The sequence below is a fragment of the Streptomyces sp. NPDC002463 genome (genome assembly GCF_042889835.1).
Taxonomy (GTDB): Bacteria; Actinomycetota; Actinomycetes; order Streptomycetales; family Streptomycetaceae; genus Streptomyces; species Streptomyces nymphaeiformis.
On record NZ_JBIARL010000023.1, the window covers coordinates 115923 to 129293 of the forward strand.

Here is a 13371-nt window from a genome sequence, read left to right on the forward strand (position 1 = left end):
GGTAAGTTACGTGCGGGTAACGATTGGCTGGAGGGCGGTGGCCTCCGTGAAGTCCGCGTGCGCCTCCTCGTACCGCTTGACGGCGAGAAGGAACATGGACCGGTCGGTGAGGGCGCGGGTGAGTGCGCCCGGGTCGGCGGACGGGTGGCGGGCGAGGTCCACGCCCTCGTCGAAGGACGGGAGGAGCGACTCCTCGGCCCGTCGGCCGGACGACTCCCAGCGGAGCGCCCGGCGGACGGTCAGGCGGCGCTGGGCGGCGATGAGTCCGGGGAGATCGCCCGACTCGCGCAGGGCGTCGGTCTGCCGTTCGAGCTCGGGGATCGAGGCGACGTACTCCTCCCGCACGTCCGGAGACCATCCGTGGACCGGGTGGACCCCGAACGCCGGCAACGGGGCCTCCGGAGTCGCGGCCGGTTCGCCCGGCCGGCCCGAGAGGGCGAGGAGGGTCACCCAGGAGGCCTGGATGCCGCTCCAGCTCACCGGCTCGCCGCCCCGTGCGAGACGGCCGAGCAGGCCCAGCGTCTCGCGCCGCGCGGCGGCCTCGTCGGCCGGGCGCCCGGCGGCCCGGAGCATCCGGGCGTGCTGCTCCAGCTTCCACACCAGGGAGGCCAGCGGGGCGCGGTCGTCCGCCGCCTTGCGCCGTGCCTCGTCCACGACGCGCGCGAACACCTCCAGGGCCTCCTCGTGCCGTCCGGCCGCGTCGAGTGCGGCCGCCCACTCGATCAGCGTCCACTCGGACACGTCCGCGTCCCCGGGCGCGATGCGCCGGCCGAGCAGGTCGGCGGCCTCCCCGTGCCGGCCCTCCTCGGACAGCAGGACCGCGAGACGTCCGTACCGGCCGGCCTCCGCCAACTCCTCGCACACCGCGTGCCCTTCGGCCCGCCGGCCGGCGGCGAACAGTCGGTGCTCGTAGCCGCTCAGGGCCTGGCTCAGCCGTTCCCCTCGGTTCGGCGCGTCCAGGTCGATCCGCCGTGCCGCGGCCACTGCTTCGGCGTACAGGGCCAGGTGCAGTTGCGGATCGCCGAGCCAGTGGGTCCGCTCGATCAGCGCGTCCACCAGCTTCGGCAGGTACGCCCGCGGGCTCACCTCCGCCAGTACCCGATAAGCGTCCAGCCGCTCCCGGAGGCTCGGCTCCTCCGACCCGAGCAGCAGGACCCGCGCCCGCAGCACCGCGTCCTGGCTGTACTTCCCTGCGTTCCCCATGGGCCCCCTGTTCTCCGCGCGATGCAGCTCCGTGTGCTGCACGACGGAGATTCTGGGAGTCGCGGGACACCCCGGACAAGGCTCCCGAACTGTGCGTTCCGTCCTACGAAAAACGGCTCTGACCTGTCATGATGGTGACGTCTTCACCCCTGGATCACCCCGGACGGGAGGCGCACGGTGGGGGACGCGAGCGACGTGCCCGATGTCTTCGACCCGCGGATCTATGCCGCGGGCATCCCGCACGACCGGTTCCGCGTCCTGCGCGACCAGGCCCCCGTCGCCCGGCAGGAGGAGTCCGAGGTCCTCGGCTGGCCCGCCGGACCGGGGTTCTGGGCCGTCACCCGGCACGCCGACGTCGTCCGCGTGCTCAAGGACTCGGAGTCGTACTCCTCGTACCTCGGCGCCACCCAGATCCGTGACCCCGCCCCCGCCGACCTGCCGTTCATCCGGCGCATGATGCTCAATCAGGACCCCCCGGACCACGGGCGGTTGAGGCGGCTGGTCAGCCGGGCCTTCACACCCGGGCGGATCGAGCGGTTCGCCGGCACCGCGCGCGACCGGGCCCGCGAGCTGCTCGGTGCCGCGTTCGCGGACGGCGGCGAGGTGGACCTCGTCCGGGCCGTCACCGACGACTACGCGCTGCTCAACCTCACCGACCTGCTCGGCATCCCCGCGAGCGACCGGGGCCTCCTGCACACCTGGACCGAGCGGGTCATCGCCTACCAGGACCCCGACGAGCCGCCGGTCCTCGATGCCGAGGGGCGGCCGGTCAACCCCCGCTCGCCCGCCATGCTCGCCGAGATGTTCGGCTACGCCCAGGAACTCGCCGCGCACAAGCGCGCGCACCCGGCCGACGACGTCATGAGCGTCCTCGCCGCCTCCGAACTCGCCGACGCCGAACTGGAGATGTTCTTCTTCCTGCTGACCGTCGCCGGGAACGACACCGTCCGCAGCGCGGCCCCCGGCGGAATCCTCGCCCTCGTCGAACACCCGGCGGAGCAAAGGAGATTGTGGGACGGCGAGGTGTCCATGGACACGGCCGTGGACGAACTCCTGCGCGTCCACCCGCCCGTGCTCTCCTTCCGCCGCACCGCCGCCCGCGACACCGAGCTGGCCGGCCGGAAGATCAGGGAGGGCGACAAGGTCGTCGTCTTCCACGCCTCCGCCAACCACGACGAGCGCGTCTTCGCCGACCCGCACCGACTGGACCTCGGACGGACCCCGAACCCGCACGTCTCCTTCGGTGACGGGCCGCACGTCTGCCTCGGCGCCCACTTCGCCCGGCTCCAGCTCCGGGTGTTCCACGAGGAGGTGCGCGCGGCCTGCGGCGGCCTGACCCTCGCCGGGCCGCCCCGCCGGCTCGTCTCGAACTTCATCAACGGGATCAAGTCGCTGCCGGTTCGGCCGCAGGAGCCGTCCGCGCCGCGCTCGTGACGTCGGCCACCAGCTCCACCACATCGGGGCCGTACGCCTGCGAGTTGACCACCTTCAGGAGGAGCACGAAGGAGCCGGAGCGGTGACGGCGCCCCAACGACTCGCAGTGGCGGGCGAGATAGCGGGTCGCCGCCTGGTTGGTGATCGCCCGCTGCCCGCAGAAGAGGAAGACCGGCCGGCAGTCCTCGCCCACCATGAGACGGGCCAGGATCACGTACTCCTCGACCCCGGACTCCATCCGGTAGCGCTCCGAGCCGATCAGGAACGACCCCTGGTCCGGGCCCCGTTCCACGTCCGTGTTCACCGTGAGCCCCGGCAGCAGCGTCGCGAGGTGCGCGGCCATGCGGCGGTTCGATCCGGGCCCGCCCACGCAGAACTCCGTCCGGTCGCCGAAGCCCTGGAGCGCCTGGTCGTGCTGGAGTATGCGCGCGTGCGCCCCGCAGTCCTTGACGAGCGCGCAGAGTTCGAGCAGCGCGAACACGTCGTACCGGTGCACGGCCGTGCTGCCGCCGGCCTCCTTGTTCACCACCAGCAGGCACTCCGAGCTCCCCGGCAGACCGAAGAACGCCTGCTTGCGGCGGAGCCTGCGCCGCCATTGGTACGTGCGGCCCAGCCAGCCGAAGGAGGCGCTGACCCCGGTCGCCAGGACCCCGAGCACGATGTTGCGCACGTCGTCGTTCATGTGCGCGCATGCTAGCGGCGAAACGGCCTTCAGTTCGAGGCGGTCCTGACGGGAGGCGGCCGGGGAAGTTACGCTGCGCGGACGGTCGTTGACTGGAGGTAGGAATGCGTCGCTCCGCCGCTGGCAAGGTCTCCCTTCTCGCCGTCGCGGCGACGGTGCTCTCGATGGGCGCCGCCGCACCGCCGAAGGCCCCGCCCGCAGCGGACCCACCCGTCAAGGAACCCGTCGCCGTCGGGTACGGCGGCGCCGTCGCCAGTGTCGACGCCGACGCATCGGCGGCCGGTATCGAGGTGCTCCGCAAGGGCGGCAACGCGGTCGACGCCGCCGTCGCCGTCGCGGCCGCCCTCGGCGTCACCGAGCCGTACTCGGCGGGCATCGGGGGCGGCGGCTACTTCGTGTACTACGACGCGAAGAGCCGCACCGTGCGGACCATCGACGGGCGCGAGACCGCCCCCCGCTCCGCCGACGCCGGCCTGTTCACGGAGAACGGCAAGCCCATCCCCTTCGAGGAGGGCCAGACCAGCGGCCTCGGCGTCGGCACCCCCGGCACCCCCGCCACCTGGAAGGCCGCCCTCGACGCCTGGGGCAGCAAGCGGCTCGGCACCCTGCTCGAACCCGCCGAGCGGCTCGCCCGCGAGGGCTTCACCGTCGATCCCACCTTCCGTTCCCAGACCGCGGCCAACGAGGCCCGGTTCCGCGACTTCCCCGCCACCTCCGAGCTGTTCCTGCCCGGCGGGCAGCTGCCCGTGGTCGGCTCCGTCTTCAAGAACCCCGACCTGGCCCGTACGTACGAGACGCTCGGCCGCGAAGGCGTCGGCGCCCTCTACCGGGGGCCGCTCGCCCGGGACATCGTGAACACCGTCCGCACGCCTCCGGTCCGCGACGGCGCCACCCGGACCGTCCGCGCCGGCGACCTCACGGAGGCCGACCTCGCCGCGTACCGCACCGAGTCCCGCAGGCCGACGAAGGTCTCGTACCGCGGACTCGACGTCTACGGCATGGCCCCGTCCTCCTCGGGCGGCACGAGCGTCGGCGAGGCCCTGAACATCCTGGAGGGCACCGACCTCTCGAAGGCCTCCCAGGTCCAGTACCTGCACCGCTACATCGAGGCCAGCCGCATCGCCTTCGCCGACCGGGGCCGCTGGGTCGGCGACCCGGCCTTCGAGTCCGTGCCGACCGGCGGCCTGCTCTCCCAGCGGTTCGCGGACTCCCGGGCCTGCCTCATCCGCGACGACGCCGCCCTGACCAGCCCGCTCGCCCCCGGCGACCCGAGCGATCCGGTGCCGTGCGCGAGCGGCGGAACCGCCGCCCCGACCACGTACGAAGGCGAGAACACCACCCACCTCACCGTGGCCGACAAGTGGGGCGACATCGTCGCCTACACGCTCACCATCGAGTCCACCGGCGGCAGCGGCATCACCGTGCCCGGCCGGGGCTTCCTGCTCAACAACGAGCTGACCGACTTCTCCTTCGCCCCGGCGAACCCGGCCGTCCACGACCCGAACCTGCCCGGCCCCGGAAAGCGGCCGCGCTCCTCGATCTCGCCGACGATCGTCCTCGACCGGGCCGGCCGGCCCGTCCTCGCGCTCGGCTCCCCGGGCGGCGCGACCATCATCACCACCGTCCTCCAGACCCTGACGGGAGTCCTCGACCGGGGTCTGCCGCTCGTCGACGCGATCGCCGCGCCGCGCGCCAGCCAGCGCAACCAGGCGACCACCGAGCTCGAACCGGCCCTGTGGAACAGCCCGTTGAGGACGGAACTGGAAGGCATCGGGCACGGCTTCCGGCAGAACCCGGAGATCGGTGCGGCGACCGGTGTCCAGCGCCTGCCGGACGGCCGCTGGGTGGCCGCCGCGGAGACGGTCCGCAGGGGCGGCGGCTCGGCGATGGTCGTACGGCCGGACGCGGGCTAGAGAGCGGCGATGGTCGTACGGCCGGACGCGGGCTAGAGAGCCGTCAGGACGCGCGGGCCGTCGTCCGTGATCGCCACCGTGTGCTCGGCGTGCGACGCGCGCGAGCCGTCGGAGGTACGGATCGTCCAGCCGTCCCGCGCCGTGTAGTGCTCGTCCGTGCCGCCGCCGATGAGCATCGGCTCGATCGCGAGCACCATCCCGTGGCGCAGCTTCATGCCCCGGCCCGGGCGTCCCTCGTTGGGGACGCCCGGGTCCTCGTGCATGGCACGGCCGATACCGTGGCCGCCGAAGCCGTCCGGGATGCCGTATCCCGCGTCCCGGCAGACCCGGCCGATCGCGTGGGCGATGTCGCCGATGCGGTTGCCGACGACGGCCGCGGCGATGCCGGCCGCCAGGGCCTCCTCGGCCGCCGCGATGAGGCGCGTGTCCTCCGGCCGCGCGGGACCGACCGTGAAGCTCACGGCCGCGTCACCGGCCCAGCCGCCCAGCGTCGCCCCGCAGTCCACGGAGACGAGGTCGCCCGGGGCGAGGCGCGTCCCGTCCGGGATGCCGTGCACGATCGCGTCGTTCACGGAGACGCACACGACCGCGGGGAACGGCACCGGGGCCCACTCCGGGTGGTAGTCGAGGAAGGGCGAGCCGGCGCCCGCCTCGGTCAGCACGGCGCGGGCGGCCCGGTCGAGCTCGGTGAGCGGGACGCCGGGCGCCGCCTTCTCTCGTACGGCCGCCAGGGCACGGGCCACCACCCGCCCGGATTCGCGCATGGCCGCCAGGGATTCGTTCGTCTTGATCTCCACCATGACCAATTACTATACCGGTATTAGAATGGCGTCATGGTGCGTACCCCCCTGACCCCCGAAGAGCGCGAGCGCGGCGAGCGCCTGGGCCTGCTCCTGCGCGAGGCGCGCGGCGAGCGGTCCATGGTCGAGATCGCCGCGGCCGCCGGCCTCTCCGCCGAGACCCTCCGCAAGATCGAGACCGGCCGGGCCCCGACCCCGGCCTTCTTCACCGTCGCGGCCCTGGCCGGGGTCCTCGGCCTCTCCATGGACGAGCTGGTGGTGCACTGCACCCTGGCCCCCGTCTGACCGCTCTCGGGCCCCTCAGGAGGAGACCCCCAGCTGCACCCGGCTGTGGCGCGGGCGCTCGATCTCGTCCAGGAGGGCGAGCGCCAGATCGGCATGGGAGACGCGGCCCGTGCCGTCGAGCACCGTGCCCACCGACGTCCGGTAGCCGCCGGTCCGCTCCGCCTCCGCGTTCAGGTCCATGCCCGGGACCACCATCAGCCAGTCGAGGCCGGGCCCGGCCTCCGCCGTGAGCAGCTCGAACTCGGCCACGTGGCCCTGGGAGAACGTCCGGTACTGCTCCGGGAAGTCGGGCGCGTCCATGATCCGTACACCGGGCGCGGTCTCCAGGGTCGTGGCGATGCCCAGGGTGAGCAGCCGGCCGACACCCGCCTCGGTGAGCCCGGCGACCATCGCCTTCGCGGCGGCCGTGAAGAAGTCGACCGAGGGCACGTCGAGCCGGACCGCCGCGTTCACCGCCGCGTCATGGCCCGCCGCGAGCGCCGCCACCGAGGCCGCGTCCGTGGCGTCCCCCCGTACGAGGGTGATCCCCGGGCCCTCCAGGTCGCGGTACGCGGCCGGGTCGCGGACCACGGCCGTCACCCGGTGGCCCCGGGCCACGGCCTCCGTCACGGCCGCCCGGCCGACCCGCCCTCCGGCGCCGAAGACGATGACGTTCTTGCTGCTGATGGTGCTGCTGTCGTTGTCCATGCGGGGACCGTAGGACGGGCACCCCTGGTTACTTCAACGGTACTGGGCTAGCGTCGGCGCATGATCGAGAAGCCTTCCCGGGAGCCGCTGAGCCCCTCCCTCTTCCACGATCCCGACTGCGGCGGAAGTCCCGCCCAGCCCATCCGCGTCGGCGGCAAGTGGACCGCGATGGTGCTCCGTTGCCTGGAGGACGGGTCGCCCCGCCGCTTCTCCGAACTCCGCGTGCCCCTGCACTGGATCACCCCCAAGGTCCTCACCGAGACCCTCCGGGCCATGGAGCGCGACGGCTTCCTCGCCCGTACGGTCCACGACGAGAACCCGCCCCGCGTCGAGTACGCGCTCACCGCTCTCGGCCGGTCCCTCATCGCCCCGCTCGACACGGCCTGCGCCTGGGCGCGCACCCACGCCCCCGAGATCGCCGAGGCCCGCACCGCGTACGAGCAGGCCGCGTCCTAAGCTCCCGGCATGATGCCCGAAGAGCTGCGGCGCGGCCGCTACGTCAGCCTGACCACCTTCCGGAAGAACGGCACGGGGGTCGCGACACCCGTCTGGTACGCGGTGGAGGGCTCCGAGCTGTACGTGTGGACCCGCTCGGACTCCTGGAAGGTCAAGCGCCTGCGCAACGACCCCCGGGTCGAGGTGGCCGTCTGCGACCTGCGCGGCAACATCACCGAGGGCGCCGAACGGTTCACCGGTACGGGGCGCCTCGTGGAGGGGGAGGAGCTGCGCCGGATCCGACGCCTGCTCTCGCGCAAGTACACCTGGCAGTTCTGGCTGACCGACGTGCCGGCCATGCTCGTCCGGCTCGGCAAGCGCCCGCACACCGGGATCGTCGTCACGTTCTGAAAACGGACCGTAGTCGTCCCGTAACACGACTGCGGTCCAATACCCGCGGACCGGAAGGTTCCAGTCGACCGCGGGGCAGGTGTGGGACGCATGACGGTGTATCAACTCACGGTGGAGGTCGGAGCGTTCACGCGATGGCTGGCCGAGCTCACGGGTCGCGCCCGGCCGGAGGGCGGCTGGTACGGCGTCTTCGCCGCACGCGACCCGGAGGGCCTGCGCGCCTGCCTCGACGGGATCGACATCCTGCCCTGGGACGTCGTCGAGTCCCTCTGCCAGGATGCCGGCGAACCCGCCGACGGGCCGTTCGCCACGCAGGGCCGGCTCCTGTACGAGGCGGCCGCGCGCGTCCATGACGGCCGGCCCGGCGGGGCGGCGGCGCTGGCGGAACGCCGGGATCTGATGGAGGCCGAACGCCGGTACGCCGAGACCCGGGGCCGCGAGCTCGCCGACCGGCTGCGCGCCACCCCGGACCCGACGGAGGCCGCCCGCCTGGAACACGACCTCGCCTGGACCCGCGACGACCACGCCAGGGCGTCGGCCCGGGTGAGGGAACTGACGGGCAGACTGGCCGGACTGGGGCGGGCGGCGCGCGTCGACGGCCGTCCGGCCGCGGCTCCGGCTGCGGTGGCGGGGGCGTCGGCCCGCACCGCTGGAGCGGGGCCGGTGACCGCGCCGCCTCACGCCGGCCCGGTGGCCGGGCCGGCGGCGGCTGCCGCGAAGCCCGTCAAGGCCGGGCGGCGCCCCCGGGGCGCCCGGTACGCCTGGCTGGAGGAGGGCGCCGAGGCGGTGGTGACGGATCCGGCGCCGATGCCGGCGCTCCCGGCCGGGGGAGCGGCACCCCGAGGGGCCCGCTTCGGAGGCGCGGTCGAGCCCGTCGCCGTGGCCGAAGCCCCCACCGCGGACCCCGTCGAAGCCGACCGCGCCGCGGCCAACGCGGTCTACGCCCTCCGGCGCCTCCGCGCGCAGGGCCGCAGCGGCGAGGCGCACGCCCTGCTCTGTGAGGCGCTCGGCGGGCCGCCGGCGCGGCTGCCCGCCCTCGCGGAGCAGCTGCACCGGGCCGGGCTCGGTGCCGACTGGTCCACCCTGCTCTGGGAGGCGGCCTCGCTGCCGCCCGCCCGGCTCGCCGCCGTCGCGGGCGTGCTCGCCGACGCGGGCCGGACGGCCGACTGCGAGCAGCTGCTGCGGCAGGGCGTGTCCCGCCCGGCCGAGGAGCTCGCCGGGGCGTGCGCGGCGCTGCACGCCGAGGACCACCACCGCGAGGCGCACGCGCTGCTCACCGCGTTCGTGCGGGTCCGCACCCCCGAGGACGCCGCCCGGCTCGCGGCCGCGGACCCGCACGGACTCGTCCCCCAACTGCTGACCGCGGCGCGCGCCGTGTCCGGGGCTCGGGAACGCGACCTGCTCCACGCCCTGCGGGTGGCGGGCCTGGCGGTGGCCTGACGGAAGCGGCTGCGGACAGGGGTCGGAGCAGCCCCTATCCGTACTGGTCAGTACGTGTCGGTACGTGTCCGACGTGGACTACTCGGGTATGAAACATGATCGACCCGGCCGCTTCGCGGCGGCGGTCTTGCTCCGGGGTGTGACGGGGCTTACGTTCTCCTCCTACGCACCGCGTCTACGTGCGTAGAGGCTCTCTGACGCCGTGCCGAAGGAGCAGCTCATGACCGCTGTCGTACGCGCCGCGCTCGTCCAGGCCACCTGGACCGGCGACACCGAATCCATGATCGCCAAACACGAGGAGCACGCCCGCGAGGCCGCCCGGCAGGGCGCCAAGGTGATCGGCTTCCAGGAGGTGTTCAACGCCCCCTACTTCTGCCAGGTCCAGGAGCCCGAGCACTACCGCTGGGCCGAGCCGGTCCCCGACGGTCCGACCGTCCGCCGGATGCAGGACCTCGCCCGCGAGACCGGCATGGTGGTCGTCGTCCCCGTCTTCGAGGTCGAGAGCGAGGGCTTCTACTACAACACCGCCGCCGTGATCGACGCCGACGGCAGCTACCTCGGCAAGTACCGCAAGCACCACATCCCGCAGGTCAAGGGCTTCTGGGAGAAGTACTACTTCCGCCCGGGCAACGCCGGCTGGCCGGTCTTCGACACCGCCGTCGGGCGGATCGGCGTCTACATCTGCTACGACCGCCACTTCCCGGAGGGCTGGCGTCAACTCGGCCTGAACGGAGCCCAGTTGGTCTACAACCCCTCGGCCACCCACCGAGGCCTCTCCTCGTACCTCTGGCAGCTGGAGCAGCCCGCCGCCGCCGTCGCCAACGAGTACTTCGTCGCCGCCATCAACCGGGTCGGCATCGAGGAGTACGGCGACAACGACTTCTACGGCACCAGCTACTTCGTCGACCCGCGCGGTCAGTTCGTCGGCGAGGTGGCCTCCGACAAGGCGGAGGAACTCGTCGTCCGCGACCTCGACTTCGACCTCATCGAGCAGGTCCGGCAGCAGTGGGCCTTCTACCGGGACCGCCGCCCCGACGCGTACGACGGGCTGGTGCAGCCGTGAGGAGCCTCCACGACCGGCACAAGGCCGTCATCCCCGACTGGGTCGCCCTCTACTACCGCGACCCCATCGAGATCACCCACGGTGAGGGCCGCCACGTCTGGGACGCCGAGGGGCGCAAGTACCTGGACTTCTTCGGCGGCATCCTCACCACCATGACCGCCCACGCCCTGCCCGAGGTCACCAAGGCCGTCGCCGAGCAGGCCGGGCGGATCATCCACTCCTCGACGCTCTACCTCAACCGGCCCATGGTGGAGCTCGCCGAGCGGGTCGCCGGCCTCTCCGGCATCCCCGACGCCCGGGTCTTCTTCACCACCTCCGGCACCGAGGCCAACGACACGGCCCTCCTCCTGGCCACCGCGTACCGCCGCTCGAACCAGATCCTGGCGATGCGCAACAGCTACCACGGCCGCTCGTTCTCCACCGTCGGCATCACCGGCAACCGGGCCTGGTCGCCCACCGGCCTCTCGCCGCTCCAGACCCTGTACGTGCACGGCGGCGTCCGCGGCCGCGGTCCGTACGCGGGACTCACCGACGAGCGGTTCATCGAGGCGTGCGTCGCGGACCTGGAGGACATGCTCGGCCAGACCCGCGCGGGCGTCGCCGCCCTCATCGCCGAACCGATCCAGGGCGTCGGCGGCTTCACCTCCCCGCCCGACGGCCTGTACGCCGCGTTCCGCCGCGTCCTCGACCGGCACGGCATCCTCTGGATCTCCGACGAGGTGCAGACCGGCTGGGGCCGCACCGGCGAGCACTTCTGGGGCTGGCAGGCCCACGGCCAGGCCGGACCGCCCGACATCCTCACCTTCGCCAAGGGCATCGGGAACGGCATGTCCATCGGCGGCGTCGTCGCCCGCGCCGAGATCATGAACTGCCTCGACGCCAACTCCATCTCCACCTTCGGCGGTTCACCGATCACGATGGCCGCGGGCCTCGCCAACCTGTCCTACCTCCTGGAGCACGACCTCCAGGGCAACGCCCGCCGCGTCGGCGGTCTGCTCATCGAGCGCGTCCGGGCCGCCGCGGCCGGAGTCGCGGCCGTACGGGAGGTCCGCGGCCGCGGTCTGATGATCGGCCTCGAACTCACCGAACCGGGCACCGACCGGGCCGACCCGGACGCGGCCACCGCCGTCCTGGAGGCCGCCCGCGAGAACGGCCTGCTCATCGGCAAGGGCGGCGGCCACAACACCAGCACCCTGCGCATCGCCCCGCCGCTCTCGCTCACCGTCTCCGAGGCCGAGGAAGGCGCCGCGATCCTCGAACAGGCCCTCCGATCGCTCTAGTTGGCAGGGGAGAAGTCCCGTGAGCACCCGTACCCTCATCCGCGGCGGTCTCGTCGTCACCGCCGCCGACGAAGTCCACGCCGACGTGCTGATCGAGGACGGCCGCGTCGTCGCCCTCGCCGCACACGGCTCGGACGTCGCGGCCGGCTGGACCGCCGACCGGATCATCGACGCCACCGACCGCTACGTGCTGCCCGGCGGCGTCGACGCCCACACCCACATGGAGCTGCCCTTCGGCGGCACCTTCGCCTCCGACACCTTCGAGACCGGCACCCGCGCCGCCGCCTGGGGCGGCACCACCACCATCGTCGACTTCGCCGTCCAGAGCGTCGGCCACAGCCTCCGCGAAGGACTCGACGCCTGGTACGCCAAGGCCGACGGCAACTGCGCGATCGACTACGCCTTCCACATGATCCTCTCCGACGTCAACGAGCACACGCTCAAGGAGATGGACAAGCTCGTCCAGGAGGGCATCACCTCCTTCAAGCTCTTCATGGCCTACCCCGGCGTCTTCTACAGCGACGACGGCCGGATCCTGCGCGCCATGCAGCGCTCCGCCGACAACGGCGGGCTGATCATGATGCACGCGGAGAACGGCATCGCCATCGACGTCCTCGTCGAGCAGGCCCTCGCCCGCGGCGAGACCGACCCCCGCTACCACGGGGAGGTCCGCAAGGCCCTCCTGGAGGCCGAGGCCACCCATCGCGCGATCCAGCTGGCCCGGGTCGCGGGGGCCCCGCTGTACGTCGTGCACGTCTCCGCCGAGGAGGCCGTCGCCGAGATCGCCGCCGCCCGTGACAAGGGGCTGCCCGTCTTCGGGGAGACCTGTCCCCAGTACCTCTTCCTCTCCACCGACAACCTCGCCGAGCCGGGCTTCGAGGGCGCCAAGTACGTGTGCAGCACCCCGCTGCGGCCCAAGGAGCACCAGGCGGCGCTGTGGCGGGGGCTGCGGACGAACGACCTCCAGGTGGTGTCCACCGACCACTGTCCGTTCTGCTTCGTCGGGCAGAAGGACCTCGGGCGGGGCGACTTCTCCAAGATCCCCAACGGTCTGCCGGGGGTGGAGAACCGCATGGACCTCCTCCACCAGGCCGTCGTCGACGGGCACATCAGCCGCCGCCGGTGGATCGAGATCGCCTGCGCGACCCCGGCCCGGATGTTCGGCCTCTACCCGCAGAAGGGCACGATCGCGCCCGGCGCCGACGCGGACATCGTCATCTACGACCCGCACGCCACACAGGTCCTGTCGGCCGAGACCCACCACATGAACGTCGACTACTCCGCGTACGAGGGGAAGACGATCACCGGTCAGGTCGAGACGGTCCTCTCGCGCGGCGAACCCGTCATCGACCAGCGGAAGTTCACCGGCCGGTCCGGACACGGCGCCTTCACCCCCCGCTCCACCTGCCAGTACCTGAACTAGGAGAACGACGTTGGACTTCGGACTCGTCCTGCAGACCGACCCGCCCGCCTCGCAGGTCGTCGGCCTGATGCGCCGCGCGGAGCGCAACGGCTTCCGCTACGGCTGGACCTTCGACTCCGCCGTGCTGTGGCAGGAACCCTTCGTCATCTACAGCCAGATCCTCGCCAACACCACCAAGCTGCACGTCGGCACGATGGTGACGAACCCGGGGACGCGTACCTGGGAGGTGACCGCCTCCACCTTCGCCACCCTCAACGACATGTACGGCAACCGGACCGTGTGCGGCATCGGCCGCGGCGACTCCGCCATGCGCGT

At 72.7% G+C, this 13371-nt stretch carries 14 protein-coding genes; 10 read left to right on the forward strand and 4 right to left on the reverse strand.

The features are described from left to right. Positions 1 to 6: 6 nt before the first annotated feature. Positions 7 to 1203, reverse strand: a complete 1197-nt coding sequence (locus ACFYX3_RS34790; protein WP_389022297.1) for a hypothetical protein — start codon at positions 1201 to 1203, stop codon at positions 7 to 9. Between the two features lie 177 nt (positions 1204 to 1380). Here ACFYX3_RS34790 and ACFYX3_RS34795 point away from each other — a divergent pair, with 177 nt between their 5' ends. Then, complete coding sequence (locus ACFYX3_RS34795; protein WP_389022299.1) at positions 1381 to 2637, forward strand: cytochrome P450; 1257 nt, start codon at positions 1381 to 1383, stop codon at positions 2635 to 2637. Here ACFYX3_RS34795 and ACFYX3_RS34800 read toward each other — a convergent pair. Continuing rightward, on the reverse strand, positions 2588 to 3319 hold the full coding sequence (locus tag ACFYX3_RS34800) for a hypothetical protein (RefSeq protein ID WP_389022301.1): 732 nt from the start codon (positions 3317 to 3319) through the stop codon (positions 2588 to 2590). The genes ACFYX3_RS34795 and ACFYX3_RS34800 overlap by 50 nt on opposite strands. Before the next feature lie 104 nt (positions 3320 to 3423). Here ACFYX3_RS34800 and ggt point away from each other — a divergent pair, with 104 nt between their 5' ends. After that, a complete protein-coding gene (gene ggt, locus ACFYX3_RS34805) occupies positions 3424 to 5232 on the forward strand; it encodes a gamma-glutamyltransferase (RefSeq protein ID WP_389022304.1) in 1809 nt (602 codons plus the stop codon). A gap of 32 nt (positions 5233 to 5264) precedes the next feature. Here the strand turns inward: ggt and map are convergent, their stop codons facing one another. After that, positions 5265 to 6032, reverse strand: coding sequence for a type I methionyl aminopeptidase (gene map, locus ACFYX3_RS34810; protein WP_389022308.1), 768 nt, complete (start codon positions 6030 to 6032; stop codon positions 5265 to 5267). Between the two features lie 33 nt (positions 6033 to 6065). On the opposite strand from map, the gene ACFYX3_RS34815 reads away from it, so the two are divergent. Next, positions 6066 to 6317 carry a helix-turn-helix domain-containing protein gene (locus ACFYX3_RS34815; protein ID WP_376587728.1) on the forward strand — a complete coding sequence of 84 codons (252 nt, stop codon included), beginning with the start codon at positions 6066 to 6068 and terminating at the stop codon, positions 6315 to 6317. 15 nt (positions 6318 to 6332) lie between these two features. On the opposite strand, the gene ACFYX3_RS34820 is transcribed toward ACFYX3_RS34815, so the two are convergent. Next, on the reverse strand, positions 6333 to 7004 hold the full coding sequence (locus tag ACFYX3_RS34820) for an NAD(P)-dependent oxidoreductase (protein ID WP_389022312.1): 672 nt from the start codon (positions 7002 to 7004) through the stop codon (positions 6333 to 6335). A gap of 60 nt (positions 7005 to 7064) precedes the next feature. Between ACFYX3_RS34820 and ACFYX3_RS34825 the strand changes: the two genes are divergently transcribed. The 7 genes from ACFYX3_RS34825 to ACFYX3_RS34855 form a co-directional block, all read left to right on the forward strand. Further along, the gene (locus tag ACFYX3_RS34825) at positions 7065 to 7460 is read left to right on the forward strand and encodes a winged helix-turn-helix transcriptional regulator (RefSeq protein ID WP_389022315.1); all 396 of its coding nucleotides are present in this window, start codon (positions 7065 to 7067) and stop codon (positions 7458 to 7460) included. Between the two features lie 9 nt (positions 7461 to 7469). Then, positions 7470 to 7850, forward strand: a complete 381-nt coding sequence (locus ACFYX3_RS34830) for a PPOX class F420-dependent oxidoreductase (RefSeq protein ID WP_389022318.1) — start codon at positions 7470 to 7472, stop codon at positions 7848 to 7850. A 90-nt stretch (positions 7851 to 7940) separates the two neighbouring features. Next, positions 7941 to 9290 carry a UL36 very large tegument protein gene (locus tag ACFYX3_RS34835; protein WP_389022322.1) on the forward strand — a complete coding sequence of 450 codons (1350 nt, stop codon included), beginning with the start codon at positions 7941 to 7943 and terminating at the stop codon, positions 9288 to 9290. Positions 9291 to 9510: 220 nt separating this feature from the next. Continuing rightward, on the forward strand, positions 9511 to 10353 hold the full coding sequence (locus tag ACFYX3_RS34840; RefSeq protein ID WP_389022326.1) for a nitrilase-related carbon-nitrogen hydrolase: 843 nt from the start codon (positions 9511 to 9513) through the stop codon (positions 10351 to 10353). After that, on the forward strand, positions 10350 to 11633 hold the full coding sequence (locus tag ACFYX3_RS34845; protein ID WP_385659091.1) for an aspartate aminotransferase family protein: 1284 nt from the start codon (positions 10350 to 10352) through the stop codon (positions 11631 to 11633). The genes ACFYX3_RS34840 and ACFYX3_RS34845 overlap by 4 nt, the downstream gene beginning before the upstream one ends. A gap of 19 nt (positions 11634 to 11652) precedes the next feature. Beyond that, a complete protein-coding gene (gene hydA, locus ACFYX3_RS34850) occupies positions 11653 to 13056 on the forward strand; it encodes a dihydropyrimidinase (RefSeq protein ID WP_376587709.1) in 1404 nt (467 codons plus the stop codon). Between the two features lie 10 nt (positions 13057 to 13066). Then, positions 13067 to 13371: LLM class flavin-dependent oxidoreductase (locus tag ACFYX3_RS34855; RefSeq protein WP_389022331.1), on the forward strand; the 305-nt coding region annotated here is incomplete at its 3' end.